The organism is Marinobacter piscis, from assembly GCF_007671655.1.
Taxonomy (GTDB): Bacteria; Pseudomonadota; Gammaproteobacteria; order Pseudomonadales; family Oleiphilaceae; genus Marinobacter; species Marinobacter piscensis.
Genome location: NZ_VCGX01000004.1, coordinates 125140 through 143037, shown reverse-complemented (window position 1 = coordinate 143037; position 17898 = coordinate 125140). Strand labels below are relative to the sequence as shown.

Annotated in this window: 14 protein-coding genes; 3 read left to right on the top strand and 11 right to left on the bottom strand. The window is 56.5% G+C overall.

The features are described from left to right. Positions 1 to 99 precede the first annotated feature (99 nt). Together FFI95_RS13780 and FFI95_RS13775 are read left to right on the top strand one after the other, a co-directional pair. A complete protein-coding gene (locus tag FFI95_RS13780; protein ID WP_144823471.1) occupies positions 100 to 1506 on the top strand; it encodes an FAD-binding oxidoreductase in 1407 nt (468 codons plus the stop codon). Beyond that, a complete protein-coding gene (locus FFI95_RS13775) occupies positions 1503 to 2189 on the top strand; it encodes an SIR2 family NAD-dependent protein deacylase (RefSeq protein WP_144823470.1) in 687 nt (228 codons plus the stop codon). Before FFI95_RS13780 ends, FFI95_RS13775 begins: the two co-directional genes overlap by 4 nt. Here the strand turns inward: FFI95_RS13775 and FFI95_RS13770 are convergent. From FFI95_RS13770 to FFI95_RS13755, 4 genes are read right to left on the bottom strand one after another with little or no spacing between them, the layout of a single operon-like run. Next, positions 2175 to 3497: an ABC1 kinase family protein gene (locus tag FFI95_RS13770; protein WP_144823468.1), complete on the bottom strand. Its 1323-nt coding sequence runs from the start codon at positions 3495 to 3497 to the stop codon at positions 2175 to 2177. The two genes, FFI95_RS13775 and FFI95_RS13770, sit on opposite strands and share 15 nt — an antisense overlap. Positions 3498 to 3555: 58 nt before the next feature. Next, the gene (locus tag FFI95_RS13765) at positions 3556 to 4218 is read right to left on the bottom strand and encodes a fumarylacetoacetate hydrolase family protein (protein ID WP_144823466.1); all 663 of its coding nucleotides are present in this window, start codon (positions 4216 to 4218) and stop codon (positions 3556 to 3558) included. Between the two features lie 14 nt (positions 4219 to 4232). Continuing rightward, on the bottom strand, positions 4233 to 4775 hold the full coding sequence (locus FFI95_RS13760; RefSeq protein ID WP_144823465.1) for an adenine phosphoribosyltransferase: 543 nt from the start codon (positions 4773 to 4775) through the stop codon (positions 4233 to 4235). 28 nt (positions 4776 to 4803) lie between these two features. Then, a complete protein-coding gene (locus tag FFI95_RS13755; protein WP_144823463.1) occupies positions 4804 to 6102 on the bottom strand; it encodes an NCS2 family permease in 1299 nt (432 codons plus the stop codon). Between the two features lie 248 nt (positions 6103 to 6350). Between FFI95_RS13755 and FFI95_RS13750 the strand changes: the two genes are divergently transcribed. Next, entirely contained in the window at positions 6351 to 7331 is a 981-nt protein-coding gene (locus tag FFI95_RS13750) for an NADPH:quinone oxidoreductase family protein (RefSeq protein ID WP_144823461.1), read from the top strand. Between the two features lie 396 nt (positions 7332 to 7727). On the opposite strand, the gene FFI95_RS13745 is transcribed toward FFI95_RS13750, so the two are convergent. The 7 genes from FFI95_RS13745 to FFI95_RS13715 all read right to left on the bottom strand — a co-directional run bounded on the left by FFI95_RS13745 (position 7728) and on the right by FFI95_RS13715 (position 17838). Next, positions 7728 to 9551 (bottom strand): long-chain-acyl-CoA synthetase, encoded by a 1824-nt coding sequence (locus FFI95_RS13745; protein ID WP_144823460.1) that lies wholly within the window; start codon positions 9549 to 9551, stop codon positions 7728 to 7730. A 57-nt stretch (positions 9552 to 9608) separates the two neighbouring features. Continuing rightward, positions 9609 to 10436, bottom strand: coding sequence for an SDR family oxidoreductase (locus tag FFI95_RS13740; RefSeq protein ID WP_144823458.1), 828 nt, complete (start codon positions 10434 to 10436; stop codon positions 9609 to 9611). Continuing rightward, positions 10433 to 12403: an acetyl/propionyl/methylcrotonyl-CoA carboxylase subunit alpha gene (locus tag FFI95_RS13735; RefSeq protein ID WP_144823456.1), complete on the bottom strand. Its 1971-nt coding sequence runs from the start codon at positions 12401 to 12403 to the stop codon at positions 10433 to 10435. Before FFI95_RS13735 ends, FFI95_RS13740 begins: the two co-directional genes overlap by 4 nt. Positions 12404 to 12738: 335 nt before the next feature. Then, entirely contained in the window at positions 12739 to 13557 is an 819-nt protein-coding gene (locus tag FFI95_RS13730; RefSeq protein WP_144823454.1) for an enoyl-CoA hydratase/isomerase family protein, read from the bottom strand. A 154-nt stretch (positions 13558 to 13711) separates the two neighbouring features. Next, positions 13712 to 14872, bottom strand: a complete 1161-nt coding sequence (locus FFI95_RS13725) for an acyl-CoA dehydrogenase family protein (protein WP_144823452.1) — start codon at positions 14870 to 14872, stop codon at positions 13712 to 13714. Between the two features lie 473 nt (positions 14873 to 15345). After that, a complete protein-coding gene (locus FFI95_RS13720; protein ID WP_144823450.1) occupies positions 15346 to 16962 on the bottom strand; it encodes an acyl-CoA carboxylase subunit beta in 1617 nt (538 codons plus the stop codon). Positions 16963 to 16971: 9 nt separating this feature from the next. Further along, complete coding sequence (locus FFI95_RS13715; RefSeq protein WP_144823449.1) at positions 16972 to 17838, bottom strand: SDR family oxidoreductase; 867 nt, start codon at positions 17836 to 17838, stop codon at positions 16972 to 16974. Positions 17839 to 17898 lie beyond the last annotated feature (60 nt).

The window sequence follows — 17898 nt, the reverse complement described above, 5'->3', positions numbered from 1 at the left end:
TAAAAGCAACTTATCACAGTGCGCCGGTTCGCCTGGATCAACTGAATTGCGAATTTTATCCAGAGTTGCTGGCCTAATCCTGACGAGACTGATGCATTCATGAACTCTGAACAGATCATTGCTTCGCTAAAAGAGCGGGTTGCCACTGACGAGGCGGCGGGAAAGGTACTGACGGACCCTGCTGATCTTGAACGCTATGGCGTGGACTGGACACGCATCTACGAACCCAGTCCCCTTGCCGTTGTGCTTCCGAAAACCACTGAACAAGTGCAGGCGCTGGTGAGGTTCGCCAATGAGCACCGTATTGCTCTGGTTCCTTCCGGTGGCCGTACCGGGCTGAGCGCAGGCGCAGTTGCTGCCAACGGGGAAGTGGTTGTGGCCTTCGACAACATGAACCGCATTCTGGATTTCAGTGCCAGTGACCGGCTGGTTCACTGTCAGGCGGGGGTTGTTACTGAACAGTTGCAGAGCTTTGCAGGCGAAAACCATCTTTACTACCCGGTAGATTTCGCCTCTGCCGGCTCCAGCCAGCTGGGCGGCAACCTGTCCACGAACGCCGGCGGCATCAAGGTGATTCGCTACGGCATGAGCCGTGACTGGGTGGCCGGCCTTAAGGTTGTCACCGGCAAGGGCGATATTCTGGAGCTGAACAAGGATCTGGAGAAGAACAATACAGGCTACGACCTGCGCCATCTGTTTATCGGCGCTGAGGGTACACTGGGTTTTATCACCGAAGTTACCATGAAACTCACACGTCAGCCGGACAATCTCACTGTGTTGGTGCTCGGGCTCAATGATCTGGGCAATACCATGGACGTGCTGAAAACATTTCAGAGTGGTCTTGACCTCACGGCTTATGAGTTTTTCTCGCACCAGGCCATGGAATATGTGCTGGCCCACGGCCAGGTGTCAGCGCCGTTTGCAACGGAAGCGCCTTACTATGCGCTGCTGGAATTTGAGGCGACGTCAGACCAGGTACTGGATAACGCCATGGGCCTGTTCGGGGAATGCATGGAAAATGGCTGGGTGCTGGATGGAGTGATCAGCCAGAGTGAAACCCAGGCCCGGAACCTCTGGCAGTTGCGTGAAGGCATCTCGGAGTCCATTGCTCCGCGTACGCCCTACAAGAATGACATTTCCGTTGTCGTATCCCGCGTCCCTGAATTTCTCCAGGAAATTGATGCGGTGGTCACCAGGCATTATCCGGATTTCGAAATCATCTGGTTCGGCCATATCGGCGATGGCAACCTGCACCTCAACATCCTCAAGCCGGAAGACATGGCAAAAGCAGACTTTTTTGAAAAGTGCCAGCAGGTGAATAAGTGGGTGTTTGAAATTGTTGAAAAGTACCAGGGCAGCGTGTCCGCCGAACACGGCGTCGGCATGACCAAAAAGCCGTACCTGCAATACACCCGGAGTGACGCGGAAATTGCGTACCTCAAAGGTATCAAGCAGGTATTCGACCCCAACGGCATCATCAACCCAGGCAAGATTTTCGATTCATGAAGCGACACATTGTAGTACTCTCCGGCGCCGGTATCAGCGCTGAAAGCGGGCTGTCTACATTTCGGGATAACGGCGGCCTCTGGGAGAAGCACAGTGTATACGACGTAGCCACTCCGGAAGCGTTTGTGCGCAACCAGGAGTTGGTGCTGCGCTTTTACAATGAGCGCCGGCGGCAGCTGGCGACGGCTCAGCCTAACCGTGCTCACCAGTTACTGGGAGAGCTGGAACAGCATCACCGTGTAACCATCGTTACGCAGAACGTAGATGACTTGCACGAGCGTGGCGGCTCCAGCCATGTCATACACCTTCACGGCGAGCTCACCAAAGCCAGAAGCTCAGTGAATCCCGAGCTGGTTTATGACATAGGTTATCGCGACATAGAGCCAGGAGATTTTTGCGAACTGGGCCAGCAGCTGCGCCCCCACATTGTCTGGTTCGGTGAAGAGGTTCCCATGCTTGAGGCCGCTGCCGACATAGTACGTACGGCAGACGACCTGCTTATTGTCGGTACCTCGCTGCAGGTATACCCGGCGGCCGGGCTGGTCCATGAGGTGGATATGGACGTACCGATTACCGTGGTGGATCCGGGCGAAACGGCCGGTGTGTCCCGGGCAAGAGTAATCCGCAAAGGCGCAGGAGAGGGCGTTGCAGAGTGGGCAGCGAGCTTTTTAGCCAGACGCTAGGGGCGGTTCGGAAAGGTATTTGCGCAGCTCCTCTCCAAACGCTGCCTGAACCCCCAGCCGCTTCAGCATCCAGTAGTGCCCGGCAATCATCCGGTCAATAAAAATGCTTTCAACCGGCGGTCTGAACGAATCCAGATACTGGAACACGGTGGTTGTTTTCGCTGCCACCTGCTTGTGCAGGATGGAGTCACCAAAATCATAAGGCTGCTCTGAGTCAAACGGAACAACCAGAATATCCCGCCACATGGCGTAGTAGGCCTCATCAACCGCCGGCTGACTCTCGACCCGGGCGCCCAGGGCAATCAGGTACGCATCCAGGGCTTTATAATCCTCAGCCAGCGCCGCTGTAACTGCATTGCGGTAAGCCTCAACAATCTCCGGCTTCAGCTTCTTGACGCAGCCAAAATCGTACATAATGATGCTGCCATCGGGCCGGTAGGCAAAGTTGCCCGCATGGGGGTCGCCATGAATACACCGGAACCTGAACAGCTGATCTGCCATGGTGGTGAACATCCGGTGCCCGATGAGGTTGATGGTCGCCTGATCGTAACGCTCAGGGGTAACCTCACTGACATGATCGCCTTCTACCAGTTCGAGGGTCAGTATGTGGCGCGTAGAGTGGCTGTGGATAACGGCAGGAATAATCACCCAGGGGTCGTTCTTGTGGAACTCACGGAACAGCTCGATGTTACGGGCTTCGTTTTCGTAGTCCAGCTCCTCCCGCAAGCGCTCCCCGATCTCGTTGAATAACCTGTCAACGGACTCCTTGGGCATTTTTAGCAGCCCGCCAAGCCTCAGGGCCAGGCGCAGTTGCTTCAGGTCGGAGTCGCAGGACTCATCCACACCCGGATACTGTACCTTTACGATCACATCCGTGCCGTCGTGCATGCGGGCCCGATGGACCTGGCCGATTGAGGCAGCGGCGTAGGGGGGTTCCTGGAGGTACTCAAACAGCTCACCTACCGGCTTCCCCAGTTCGGTTTCTATCTGCTCCAGAATAATGTCGAAAGGCATGGGGGGCGCTTCTTTCTGCAGGGTCTGAAGCGCTTCAGAGAACTCCCGGGGCAGGAAGTCCTGGGTTTGTGAGGCAATCTGACCCACCTTCATGGCGGCGCCTTTCATTTCACCCAGAGTGCTGGTTATACGGTTGGCCATGCGGCTGTAGCTTTCACTGCGGGCGCCGTCATCGTTTTCGCCACTCACCAGCCGGCGGGCTTTCTGGCCCGCATACTGCCCTGCCACCGAGGCAGTCATGCCTGCAAGCTTGAAGAATCGACCACTGCGTGAGGTAACCGGTTTTTTTGCCATGCCTGAGTATACGCACTCTTCCGGAAAATTGTGTCTGTCGGGTTAAACTCTGCCCAAGTTAAACCACTTTGGTAGATACAGACAACTGATCTTCCAGTTCCAGGGTCAGGGTTTGTCCGGAAAACAGGGGGCCGACGCCTTTCGGGGTACCGGTAAGCACCACATCGCCGGGCATCAGGGTGAAATGGTTACTGATATGAGCTAGTAACGGAACAATCGGGAACAGCATATCCCGCGTGTCACCGCTTTGCTGGCGCTCTTCGTTGATATCCAGGCTGAAAACAATGTGATCATGGCTGAAATGCTCAGCCGCCACAAACGGCGACAGGGGGCAGGCGCCATCAAAGGCCTTGGCCCGCTCCCAGGGGTGCCCTTTGTCTTTAAGCTGGCTTTGCAGGTCCCGAAGGGTCAGATCAAGGGCCAGACCATAGCCGAGAATGGCTGTCTGGGCATCACTGGCTGAAGCGCGCGTCAGAGGCTTGCCGATCAGCACGGCCAGTTCACTTTCAAAGTGCACCTGGCCGGCGTTATCTGGAAGCTCTAGGGGGCGTGTAACGTGCACAGCCGAGGAGGCGGGTTTGATGAACAACAAAGGCTGGGAAGGCACCGGGTTATCAAGCTCTTTGGCGTGCTCTGCGTAATTCCGGCCCACACACACGATTTTCCCCAAGGGCAGGTGCACCGGGGTGCCATCTTTCCAGTGGTGCTGATACTGATCCATGGAGCCTCCCCCTATTACTCTCCATCAAATGAACAGACAGTATAGACCTTCAACTGCTCTTTTTGCAGTTTGCTGGAGCCGCCAAGGTCAGGCAGGTCAATCATGGCGGCAACCTCCACGATCTCGGCACCGATACGGCGAATCAGCCGGGCGGCTGCCAGCATGGTGCCGCCGGTCGCAATCAGATCGTCCACCAGTACCACCTGGTCGCCGGGTTTGAATGCGTCCTGATGCAGCTCCACAGAGGCAGTGCCATATTCAAGTTCATAGTCTTCTACCAGCGTATCGAACGGCAGCTTGCCTTTTTTGCGTACCAGCACCAGAGAGGCGTTGAGCTCGTAGGCCAGCGCAGAACCAATCACGAAACCCCGGGCGTCGACCGCTGCGACCGCATCAATTTTGTGGCCGTGGTAGCGGTGCACAAACGCATCGATGAGCTTTCTGAAGGCGGTTTTGTCCTGCAGAACCGTGGTGATATCACGAAAAGAGACGCCCGGCGTCGGCCAGTCGGGCACGGTGCGGATGGCTTGTTTGATGCTTTGAGAAAAGTAATCCATAGAATCTGGCTCTCAGTCCGGGCGCTGCTCAGGCAGCGTCCAGAAAGATGAATTTGAGTATAAAGACAACAGAGATCACGACAACGCTTGCGTTCAGATCAGACCAGCGACCGCTCAGAGCCTTGATAACGGCGTAGCTGATAAAGCCCAGAGCAATCCCGTTGGCAATGGAGAACGTCAGCGGCATCACCAGCGCGGTAACAACAGCCGGGGCCGCGTCGGTAATGTCTTCCCAGTCTATCAGTTTAAGGCCGCTGGTCATCAGCACCGCTACGTACAGAAGCGCCGGGGCAGTAGCATAAGGCGGAATGATGCTGGCAATAGGAGAAAGCAGAAGACAGGCGAGAAACAACAGGGCAACAACGACGGCAGTCAGCCCGGTGCGCCCACCGGCAGAAATACCGGCTGTGGACTCAATGTAACTGGTTGTGGTTGACGTGCCCAGAGCCGCCCCGGACATGGTGGCAACTGAGTCTGACATCAGTGCCCGCCCCAGTCGCGGAAGTTTGCCATCCTTGTCAAGAAGGCCACCACGCTGGGCTGCCCCGATCAACGTACCGGAAGTGTCGAAAAGATCCACAAACAGGAACGCGAACACAATACTGATCATACCGACATTCAGGGCGCCGGCAATGTCCAGCTTCATGAAAGTGGGAGCCAGGCTTGGCGGTGCAGAAAAGAAGCCGTCGTACTCAACCAGGCCCAGCATCATGGCAGCTACGGTTACAGCAATAATGCCAATCATGACCGCGCCTGTTATGCGCCGGTATGACAATGCGCAAATCAAAACAAAACCGCCGAAAAACAGCAGGTTTTCGGCGGAACTCAAATCCCCCAGGCCCACCAGGGTGGCCGGGTTGTCCACGACTACGCCCGCATTCTTGAAAGCGATGAGTGCCAGGAAAAACCCGATGCCTGCGGAAATGCCAAAACGCAGGGACAACGGAATGCTGTTGATAATCCATTCACGGATTTTGAAGATGCTCAGCAGAAAAAAGGTGACACCTGACAGGAACACGGCGCCCAGCGCCACTTCCCAGCTGTATCCCAGACTGCCGACAACGGTGAAAGAGAAAAACGCATTCAGCCCCATACCCGGCGCCAGGGCAATCGGGTAGTTGGCCCACAGCCCCATGATCAATGTGCCGATGGTTGCAGCCAGACACGTGGCCACAAAAACCGCCCCGAAATCCATGCCTGTAGAAGACAGAATGCTGGGGTTGACCACAATCACGTAGGCCATGGTCAGGAAAGTGGTAATGCCCGCGACCAGTTCTTTGCGAACCGTGGTGCCATGGGCCTGGAGTTGAAACAGTCGTTCGAGCATGACGGGTGTCTGCCTTTCAGGGTGCGAGAATGTGAGGTTTTGAATGGATCAGGATCGGGTATCAGCTGAAAGTCGTAATAGAGCTGTGCTAAAAAAACGGTAATCTTACCGGTTGCCGATACGCAGGCCAAGAGCTATAAGCAAGAGTTATAGGTCAGGATAAAGGTTCTTTATTTGCTTCATGGCGCTGTAGTGGTTAGCTTTGTAAGCCTCAACAACAATAGTGTAATAATCAAAAGGTAATGCCCATGAAAGCGGTCCTCTGTAAGGAATATGGCCCGGCTGAGAGCCTGGTTATCGAAGACGTGCCCAGCCCCGAAGCCAAAGGGCACGGTGTAAAAGTCCGCGTTAAAGCCGCCGGACTTAACTTCCCCGACACCTTGATTATTCAGGGTAAGTATCAGATCAAGCCCACCATGCCGTTTTCCCCGGGCGGAGAAATGTCCGGCGAAGTGATTGCAGTGGGGGAGAAAGTGACCCGCTTCAAACCCGGCGACCGGGTAGCGGGCCTGACAGGCTATGGCGCCTTTGCCGAAGAGGTGGTTGTACCTGAGCAAAACCTGTTGCCGGTACCGGACAGCATGAGCGACGAAAAAGCCGCTGCCTTTTCCATGGTATATGGCACCTCGTATCACGCCCTGAAGCAGCGGGCTAACATCCAGCCGGGTGAGAGTCTGCTGGTGCTTGGCGCCAGTGGCGGTGTCGGGCTTGCAACGGTAGAGCTGGGCAAAGCCATGGGCGCCCATGTGATCGCGGCCGCCAGCACTGCGGAAAAACTGGACGTTGCCAGAGCAGCCGGTGCAGACGAGCTGATCAACTACACCGAAGAGCCCCTGAAAGATGCGGTGAAGCGCCTCACCAACAGCAAGGGTGTTGATGTAGTCTACGATCCTGTGGGTGGTGACTTCACCGAGCAGGCTCTGCGGGGCATGGCCTGGAACGGCCGTCATCTGATTATCGGCTTCGCCGCCGGCGAAATCCCGAAAATCCCGGCAAACCTCGCGCTGCTGAAGGGTTGTTCCGTGGTGGGCGTATTCTGGGGCAGCTTCACGCAACGGGAACCAGACGTAAGTGCTCAGAACATGATGGAGCTGATGGAGCTCTTCGCCGCGGGCAAAATTGATCCCAAAATCAGCGAAGTATTCGAGTTTGAGGATTACGCCAAGGCACTCGGAGCTCTGACTGAGCGGCGTGCTACCGGGAAGGTGGTTTTGAAAGTTGGCTCTTGAGCTGCCTTCTCATAGTAGCCTGATAATGAAGGTGTAAGTGAGAGCGAGCGGCCCCTCCCAAAAACCGCTACGAGCACATCCATGTGCGCTTGGCTGCGGCCGTCCTTGGCCGCAGACATTTTTGGGAGGGGCCGCTCGCTCTCACTATCAAGGTTTTCCGTTATCGTCTGCAACAAGATAGTTTTGAAGATGGGCTTTTTTAGCCAGAGCTCCCTCGCCGGATATTGAAAGCCATTCAGGGCAGGTCGTCCCAAAAATGTAGAGGGCCAGGGATGGCCCGAAACAAGCGCACATGGATGTGCTCGTAGCGGTTTTTGGGACGACCTGCCCTGAATGGCTAACACCGATCTTAAAGGCCAGGGGAGGCCAGGGCCACAGCAAGACCCTGGCACCAAATCAGAACTTAAATTGCCCGGAATTAATATCCGATACCAGCTCCGGAGTCAGTAAGGTGTAGCCCTCGGTTTTCGGAAGCCAGGCAAAAACCTCCTCATGGGGCCGGTCGAGTGAGTAACCGGCATTCTGGATATCCACCTTGCGATACTTGAAGGTACCGGTTGTGTCGATGGCGTCGGTAACGCGCATAAACACCGGAACCGCATAGGCCGGTAAGTTGTCTTGCAGATAGCTCAGCAGCTTGTCCGGGTCGAAGTTATTACCGCTTGGCACCAGGGTCACCATACCGGCCTTGCCGTTGGTGTTTGGAATCTCGACGCCATAAACAATGGCTTCTTTTACCATCCCCGAGCCGTCAATAATGTTTTCTACCTCATTGGTTGACACGTTCTCGCCTTTCCAGCGGAACGTATCCCCCATACGGTCCACAAACTGCAGATGGCGGCAGCCTATATCCTTAAGCACATCACCAGTGTTGAACCAGGCATCGCCGTCTTTGAAGGCATCCCGGAGTATAGATTTTTCCGTCGCTTCTTTTTGCGTGTAGCCTTCAAAAAACCATTTTTTGGTGATTTCGCCAATCAGAAGACCCGGCTCCCCTTTGACAACCTCCTGCATCCGGCCGTTGTCGTCACGGATCGGGTCGCGGGTGCCATCGTGGAATTTCACCAGTTTGTACGGCGCTGTGGACAGGCCGACCGTGTTGTCCATGTTGAAGAAGTTGCTGAAACCAATATTGCCTTCGCTGGAGGCATAGAGCTCTGAAATGGTCTCAATGCCAAAGCGGTCCTTGAATTCTTTCCAGATAGATGGGCGCAATCCGTTGCCGAGCATTTTCGTAAGGCGGTGGTTGCGGTCCTGCTCACTGGGTGGCTGGTTAAGCAGGTAGCGACACAACTCACCGATGTAGCCAAAGGTGGTTGCGTTGTAATATCTTACATCGTCCCAGAAAGCGCTGGCAGAGAATTTCCGGCGCAGGGCAAAGGCCGGGCCTCCCGCCAGCGTTGCCCCCCAGCACACCACAAGCCCGGTACCGTGATACAGCGGCAGGGTGCAGTAGAAGACGTCTTCGGGAGTCAGAGACAGGGACATCAGGCCAAAGCCCCCGTATGCCTTCAGGAACTTGTTGTGTGAACCAGGAGCCGCCTTGGGCAGGCCGGTGGTTCCGGAGGTGTACAGGAAAATGGCGGTATCCCCCATTCGGGGCGGGTCCGTCAGAACCGGGTTGTCGCTGCTGCAGGTGCTGACCTCCTGTGCCATGTTGATGTAATCGGAGGGGGCATTACCGAAGGTCTCAAGGGTGTTGCTGTCTGCCACGAACAGAAAGGGCGAGGGGTGATCAAATTCAAGGTTTGCTTTTACCGCATCGAAGGTGGCGACCAGTTCCTCGCCCACCACAACCATTTTCGGGCTGACCAGGCCGGCGCTGTGTTCCAGCACCCGGCCTTTCTGAGACGTGTTCATCATGGCGCAGGCCACACCGATCTTGGCTGCTCCTGTCACTACTGCGAGTAGTTCCGGGCGGTTTTCCAGGAGCACAGCAATTGAATCGCCTTTTTTCAGTCCCCGGGCCAGGAAGAAGGCAGCGATCCGGTTGGACCAGGCGTTGAACTCTCCCCAGGTGATGCGGCGATCCTCAAAAAGGATGGCCGGCCTGTCACGGTATTTTTCGGCGTTGTTTTCAACCAGGGTGCCGAGGGTCAGTGCTTTCTGCTTATCTTTGACTGAGTAGTAATAATAGCCTTTTGCAATGGCCGGGAAGCGTCTCAGCATTCCCGGCAGACTGCGCGCGATGTCCATTGCAGTAACATTATCTTGGTTCATGGTTTTCCCGTAAGTTGTTGTTGTCGTTCATCAAGATCACCAGAGCCGCCTTCAGGTTCAGTCCAGGTAAAGGTCTGGCATCAGGTCAGCGTCACCGGGCACGTAACGGTAAACATCAAAGTCGGTGACACCGTCCTCGCGGAGCACGTCTTCATCAATCAGGTTCTGTCCGGTCATTTCTTCGGCCGGGCGGCTCAGAATGCTGACAGCGGCGTCGGCCATGATATCGGGCGTGCGGCCTTTGGCCATCAGCTGTTCGCCACCGGCTTCATGCTGAATGGCAGCGGTGGAAATCACGGTTTTTGGCCAGAGCGTGTTTACTGCTATGCCGTATCGTCTGAACTCCTGTGCCATGCCGATACTGATCATGGTCATGGCGTATTTTGTTGAGGTGTAAGGACCAAAGTGGGCGAACCATTTAGGGTCCATGTTCACCGGCGGTGACATGCTCAGAATGTGGCCGTGTCCGGATTTTTTGAGCCAGGGCAAAGCGGCCTGGCTACAGGCAAGCACAGCCCGGGCATTCACCTGGTGCAGCAAGTCGAAGCGACTGACTTTCAGTTGTTCAACGCCGGTCAGGCGGATCGCGCCGGCGTTGTTGACCAGAGCATCAAGGCCTCCGAAGTGCTCAGCAGCCTCGTCAATGCGCTGTTTAATCTGGTCTTCATCTCTCACATCGAGAACCAGAGGCAGCGCCTGGCCTCCGGCGGCGCGCACCTCGTCGGCTACCGTGTGTATCGTGCCGGGTAACTTCGGGTGTGGTGTATCTGACTTGGCTGCAATAACCACGTTGGCTCCCTGGCGGGCACAGGCAAGGGCAATAGCACGGCCAATACCGCGGCTGGCACCAGTGATAAAAACAGTTTTGTTATTCAGTGTGCTCATTTTTTGTTCTCCTGTTCGGATAATTCGCCAGTAGTGATTTCTACCAGCAATTGATTACGCTTCACCTGATCGCCTTTATTGGTCAGAATCTGGTGAATCACACCATCACAATCGGCTTTCACCGGGTGTTCCATTTTCATGGCTTCCAGTATAACCAGGGTTTCCCCTTGTAAGACTGTCTGCCCCGGTTCGGCCACAACGTCGATAATGGCACCGTCCATAGATGCCTGAATGCGACCACTCCCGGTGCCATTGGCGCTTGCCGCTGGCTGGTGAGTAAGGTCTGTAACTGACCACGACTCTCCGAACGCCTGTAAATATAGAGAATCCCCGTGGCGGTGATAATGGCAACGTTGACGGACGCCATTGTCGGTAAAGCACAGCACATCGTGGTGTATGCTGATTTCTTTCAGCTCATGGACCTCATCTTCGAAGCGGCAGGAGAGGCTATCGCCCTGGCTTTGCACCAGCAGGTCGACGGTTTCATTGCCGGTGTCCAGTTTTATCGGGGTGTTGGTGGCCGGGGCATTACTCCAGGTCTGGGCTCCGGTTGCACCATGGGCCAGCACACAGGCGGCAAGGGCAAGCTTGCGGATATTCAGTCTGGCGGGTTGCAGTGAAGGATCGTCACTGAAAGCTTGTTGCAGAAACGCCGTTGTGGCTTGCCCGGCACCAAAGGTGTTGTCGGCAATAATGCGGCTGAGGAAGTACCGGTTGGTGGTAACACCGAACACCCGGGTGTCTTCCAGCGCGCGGATCAGTCGCCGGCGGGCTTCATCACGGTTGTTACCCCAGGCGATGACTTTCGCGAGCATGGGATCGTAATGCGGGGTAACGTCGTCGCCGGAGCGCACGCCTGTATCAAAGCGCAGGCCTTCTCCCTCCGCTGGCTGGAATACATGCAGGGGCCCGGTTTGCGGGGTAAAGTCGTGAGCCGGATCTTCTGCGTACAGGCGGACCTCAATGGCGTGGCCATTAAGCTGAATATCTTCCTGTGCCAGCGGCAGCGCCAGTCCTTCAGCCACTCTCAGCTGCCAGGCCACCAGGTCCTGCCCGGTGACCAGTTCGGTAACCGGGTGCTCTACCTGCAGGCGGGTGTTCATTTCCAGGAAGTAGAAGTTACGGTCTTTGTCGACGAGGAATTCGACGGTGCCGGCGCCTTCGTAGTTGCAGGCGAGGGCGGCTTTTACCGCAGCTTTGCCCATGGCGGCGCGGAGGTCGGGAGTGACAAAGGGAGACGGGGCCTCTTCAACAACTTTCTGATGCCGACGCTGTACGGAGCAGTCCCGTTCTCCAAGGTAGACGGCGTTGCCATGCTGGTCAGCGAAGACCTGAATTTCCACGTGGCGGGGTTCGATAACGGCTTTTTCAAGGATCAGCTCGTCGTCACCAAAGGCTTGACTGGATTCGGAGCGGGCGCGCTTGATATTGTCGGCCAGCTCGGATGGATCGCTCACCAGGCGCATGCCCCGGCCACCGCCACCAGCGGAGGCTTTGATCATCAGCGGGTAGCCTATGTCGGCGGCCGCGGCGATGAGTTCGTCGTCACTGGCGTTATCGCCTTCAAAACCCGGAACGACGGGGACGCCGGCCTCTTGCATGGCGATTTTGGAGCGCCGTTTGCTGCCCATGAGTTCGATGGCGTTCGCCGGCGGACCTACGAAAACAATACCGGCGTCTTTGCAGGCGTTGGAGAAGTCGGCGTTCTCGGAGAGAAAACCGTAACCCGGGTGGATGCAGTCGGCGCCGGTTTTGCGGGCGGCATCGAGTATGGAGTCTGCGTTTAGGTAAGACGCGGCGACTTGTGCCGGGCCTATGCACACGGCTTCATCAGCCAGTTCTGTGTGCATGGCTTGGGCATCGGCCTCGGAGTAAACGGCCACGGTGCGGTATCCGAGGGCTTTGGCGGTGCGAATAATGCGAACGGCGATTTCGCCCCGGTTTGCTATTAGTAGTTTTTTTAGCATTGTGCTGGTCTCGTAAAATCGTGCCTGCCGTGAGGGGCGGGTTTGGGTTGTGCAAGTCCGCGCTTGGGTGCAGGGGGGTTGTCAGAAAATGTATGCCTGCCGTGAGGGGTTGCGGAGGCGGCAGGAAACCGCTACGAGCACCCCTTGCGGGGTCCGGCCAGCAATCGCAGATTGCTGTCGTTCGGCTGCGCATGAAGCTTTGCTTCATAAACGCTTGCCTTACCCATGTGCGCTTGGCGTCGGCCATCCATGGCCGCCGACATTTTCTGACAACCCCCCTGCACCCAAGCGCTCCTCTATCAATGGAAAATGAGTGCCCCCTCACTTCCACCAGTTTATTCCGTGTCTGCCCAGGCTGGTGTGCGTTTTTGCATGAACGCCATAGTTCCTTCATTACCTTCGTTGCCCTGGACGGCTTCGGCGAATTTTTCGGCGGCGCTGTCGAGTAAGCCGTTCATGGATTCGTGCCCAACGCGGTGCAACAGGGCTTTGGTTTCTGCCGTGGCGTTAGGTGCGCATTGGCGGACGCGTTCCAGTGTCTGGGTCAGCATGTCGTTAAGTTCTTCATCCGATGTTGCCGCCTGGTGAACAATGCCCAGTGCGCAGGCTTCTTCTGCGCCGATTCTCAAACCGAGCAGCGCAAGTCTGCGGGCCTGGGTCAGGCCGATGCGTTCGACGACAAACGGTGCGATCTGGGCCGGGATGATGCCGAGGGAGGTTTCCGGCATGCCGAACCTGGCTGTCGGACCGGCAATGGCAACATCGGAGACGCAGGCCAGGCCAAAACCACCCCCCATGACGGCCCCTTCGGTGATGGCGATGACAATTTTGGAGGATTCGTTTACCTGCTGAATCATCTGTCCGAATGCGCGGTTCAGGCGGTATAAAGGATCGGCCTCACCCTCGCCGGTCTTCTGGTTCCGGGCGCCGGCCATATCCTTGATATCACCACCGGCACAAAAGTGTCCGCCGGAACCACGGATGACCACAGCGCGGATGCTGGTATCAGACTCCACCTCGGCAAATACAGTGGCCAGTTCCGCCACCATCTGCAGGCTCATGGCGTTCCGTGAGTCCGGTCGGTTGATGGTAATGTGCAGCGCAGGCCCCTGTTTCACCAGAAGCAGTGTTTCGCAATGAGGTAATGTTTCCATAAAGTGACTCCAAGAAAAATGTCTGGAGCTGGTGGCCCGGCATGATTGTTCAGGACTGTTGAGGGCCATGGATGGCCCGATTCAAGCCCTACAGGGATGTACTCGTGGGCGTGTCCTGAACAATCATGCCGGGGTGCCAGCTTTGCACCGTACTTCAGCTCCTGGGTTTGCCAGGAAGAGTGCCCATCATCTTGCAGATAATACCCAGCATGATTTCATCGGCACCGCCGCCAATAGACACCAACCGCACATCCCGGTACGCCCGGGAGGCCGGGTTGTCCCACATAAAGCCGTTACCACCCCAGTACTGCAGGCAACTGTCGGTCACCTCACGGCCCAGACGACCGGCCTTCAGCTTGGCCATAGAGGCAAGCTTGGTGACCTCCTTGCCTTCAATATGCAGTTCACACGCCTGATAGGTGAGGGCACGGAGGGCTTCTACCTCGGTTTGTAATTCCGCCAGCCGGAAGTGAATTACCTGATTGTCGATGAGGGGGATACCAAATGTTTTGCGCTCGCTGCAGTACTCGATGGTCTGGTCAATACAGTTTTCCAATGCCTTGATCACATTGGCCGCACCCCACATGCGTTCCTCCTGGAACTGCAACATCTGCATCATGAACCCCGTCCCTTCGGCACCGATGCGGTAACGCTGGGGAACACGCACATCATCGAAATAAATCTCAGCGGTTTCCGACGAGCGCATACCCAGTTTGTTCAGGTGCGGGCTGAAAGTGATCCCCGGGGAATCCATGGGAACAACAATCAGTGATTTGTTCTTGTGGGGCTTGTCGTCGCTGGTGTTGGCCAGCAGGCAGATGAAATCGGCACTCGGGCTGTTGGTGATCCACATCTTGGAGCCATTAATGATGTAGTCATCGCCGTCTTTTTTGGCACTGGTTTTCAGCCCGGCCACGTCCGAGCCGGCACCCACTTCACTCACACCAATGCAGCCCACCATGTCGCCGGCAATGGCTGGTGTCAGGAAGGTGCGTTTCAGCTCGTCAGAGCCAAAGCGGGAGATGGCCGGTGTGCACATGTCGGTCTGCACGCCAATGGCCAGAGGCACGCCACCACAGTGAGCCATGCCCAGCTCCTCAGCCGCGACCAGGTTGTAACTGTAATCCAGCCCCATGCCGCCGTACTCTTCGGGTTTTTGTATACCAAGCAGACCAAGGTTGCCCATTTTCTTGAACAGTTCATGAATGGGAAACTGCCCGGCTTCTTCCCACTCGTCGCAGTGGGGGTTAATCTCCTTCTGCACGAAATCGCGGACGGTTTTTCTCAGGGCTTCGTGTTCGGCTGTGAATTTCACGTTTTGTTCTCCTGGCATCTGGTTCGTGCTTTCTTTGATTTTGTGCACGTTCGTTAGCTTGGGGTCGCGAGTGTGGGGCTGGGCGTTCAGAAAACCGCTACGAGCACATCCATGTGCGCTTGTTTCGGGCCATCCTTGGCCCTCTACATTTTCTGAACGCCCAGCCCCACACTCGCTTATATCCGGAACTTTTCGCTACCTGATAACAGTTCTTGAGTCTCGAGTATTTCAGGTCGCACACTGCATATTTATCTTTAACGTTTGTCGTCGAAAATCCTGATCTGTAATGGCGCTAACTGGTGGCTTTGCTGAACCGTCTGGGAGGGCGTGTCCAAAAATGTCTGCGGCCAAGGATGGCCGCAGCCAAGCGCACATGGATGTGCTCGTAGCGGTTTTTGGACACGCCCTCCCAGACGGTGCCCCCACCCAAGCAAGCAATCCACGAGGCGGGCTCCACCAAAGCCAAAACCCGATCAAAGGCGGGCCACACCAAATGTATTAGGCCGTAATTCACGAATCCCGGCCTCGCGGCACACATCGAGTACCAGTGCAACAACGCGCCGGGTGTCCCGAGGGTCAATCAGACCGTCATCCCATAACCGGGCGGTGCCGAACAGGGCAGTGGAGCCGTCTTCCAGCTTCTTGGCAGTCGCCTGCTCCAGAAACTCCAGAGTTTTCGGGTCCGGGTCTATGCCGCTGCGGCGCTGCTTGTCCTCGGCTACTATGCGCATCACCTTGCCGGCCTGAGCAGGGCCCATAACCGCGGTACGGCTGTTAGGCCAGGCGAAGATAAACCTCGGGTCCAGGCCGCGGCCGCACATGGCGTAGTTGCCGGCGCCGTAGGAACCGCCGATTACGACAGCGATTTTGGGTACCCGGCAGTTGGCAACGGCCTGAATCATTTTTGAACCGTGTTTGATAATGCCGTTCTGCTCGGAATGCGTACCCACCATAAAACCGGTGGTGTTGTGCAGGAACAGCAGTGGCGTACCCGCCTGGTCGCAGAGCTGGATGAACTGGGCGGCCTTGGCGCTACCAGCCGGGGTGATCGGGCCATTGTTGCCAATGACGCCTACAGAGTAACCCTCAATGCGGATGGTGCCGCAGACGGTCTGGTCGTCGAACTCGTTTTTGAAGTCCAGGAACCTGGAGCCATCGGCAATACGGGCAAGGATTTCACGCACGTCATAAGGCTTCTTGGAGTCCGAGGGAATGACGCCCAAAAGCTCTTCCGCTGGATACACAGGCGCTTCCCACTTCATCTCGCGCTGCGGCGGCAGTTGCTCGTTCCAGGGTAAGGCTTCCAGGATGTTTCTGGCCTGGCGGATACCGTCGGCGTCGTCTTCAGCCAGGTATTCTGCGGTACCTGCAACCTGAGCGTGCATTTCAGCACCACCCAGCTCTTCGTCATCAGCAATCTCGCCGGTGGCGGCTTTCAGTAGCGGCGGGCCTGCCAGAAACATTTTGGCTTTGCCACGAACCGTGATCACATAATCCGATAAACCGGGCTGATAGGCGCCACCGGCGGTTGCGTTGCCGTGGACGACCGTAATCTGAGGCAGCCCGGCTGCAGACATCCGGGCCTGGTTAGCAAAACCGCGGGCGCCCTGAACAAAAATGTCCGTGGCGTAGTTCAGGTTGGCGCCGCCGCTTTCCGAAAGAGAGATGACCGGCAGCTTGTTCTCTTTGGCAATCTGCTGCAGTCGCAGGGTTTTATCCAGGCCCGCGGGGGTAATGGTGCCGCCCTTGATCGCGCTGTTACTGGCGACAACGAGGCAGCGAATACCACTGACTGTGCCTATGCCAGCGATGATATTGCCCCCGGCCATACTGCCGTCCTTATCATCGTGCATCTTGTAGCCTGCCATGGAACATAGCTCCAGAAAGGGCGTACCACGATCCAGCAAGCGGTTAATACGGTCCCGGGGCAGGAGCTTCCCGCGCTTGGTAAACTTTTCCCGCGCTGCTTCGGCCAGGTCGAGAACCTTCTGCTCTGCCTCCCGAAAGGTCTTGATGTGTTCCATCATGGCCTCTGCGTTGCCGCGGAACTCATCGGATTGGGGGTTAATACTGCTTTCCAGTGTTTGCATAAAGCGACCTCAATCCTCGCTGAACACTTTCGGTGTAACGGCCCGGTGGAAACCGTTAAAGGGTTCGTTGTTTCTGGCTTTGGGCAGCGGCCACACACGCCCGCCCTGAGAAGCTGCACCATCAATGCGAAGGCAGTCACCACTGATAAAAGAAGCTGCCGGACTCAGCAGAAAACAGATGGCGGCGCTTACCTCTGATTCTGTCCCTATACGCTTGAGCGGGACACTGTCGCCAAGGCTACGAATCCACTGCTTCATATGCTCGGGGTAGCTGTCCATACCGCTGGACGCAATCCAGCCAGGGGCAACCGCGTTTACACGAACGCCGGACGCACCCCATTCCACCGCGGCTGTCTGAGTAAAATTCACCATACCGGCCCGGGCTGCGCCGGAGTGCCCCATACCTGGCATACCGCCCCACATATCCGCGACAATGTTCACAATGGCCCCGCCGGTTTTCGCCAGAGCCTGGGTATACGCCTCCCTGGCCATCAGAAAACCGCCGGTGAGATTGGTGCGCACCACCGTTTCCCAGCCTTTCTGGTTAATGCCGGCCAAAGGGGAGGGGAACTGACCGCCGGCGTTGTTCACCACGCCATTCAGTCCCTTGTGCTCCGCAATAATGGCCTTCACCGTGGCTTTTACCGACTCTTCTTCACGGATATCACACACATGTGCCGAAGCCATGCCACCGTATTCAAGAATTTCCGCCTTGACCGCTTCCACCTTCTCGGCTTTACGGCCCACCAGCGCCACTCGCGCACCCAGGGCTGCGAGCTCGTGCGCGGTACAGCGGCCAATACCAGAGCCGCCCCCGGTAACGATAAATGTCTGACCCTTGAATAAATCAGGGTGAAAAACCGATTGATAACTCATAACTTGAAAGCCTTTGTTAAAGTCTGAGCGCTACGGGCGGCACTCCCTCCCGGGACTGTG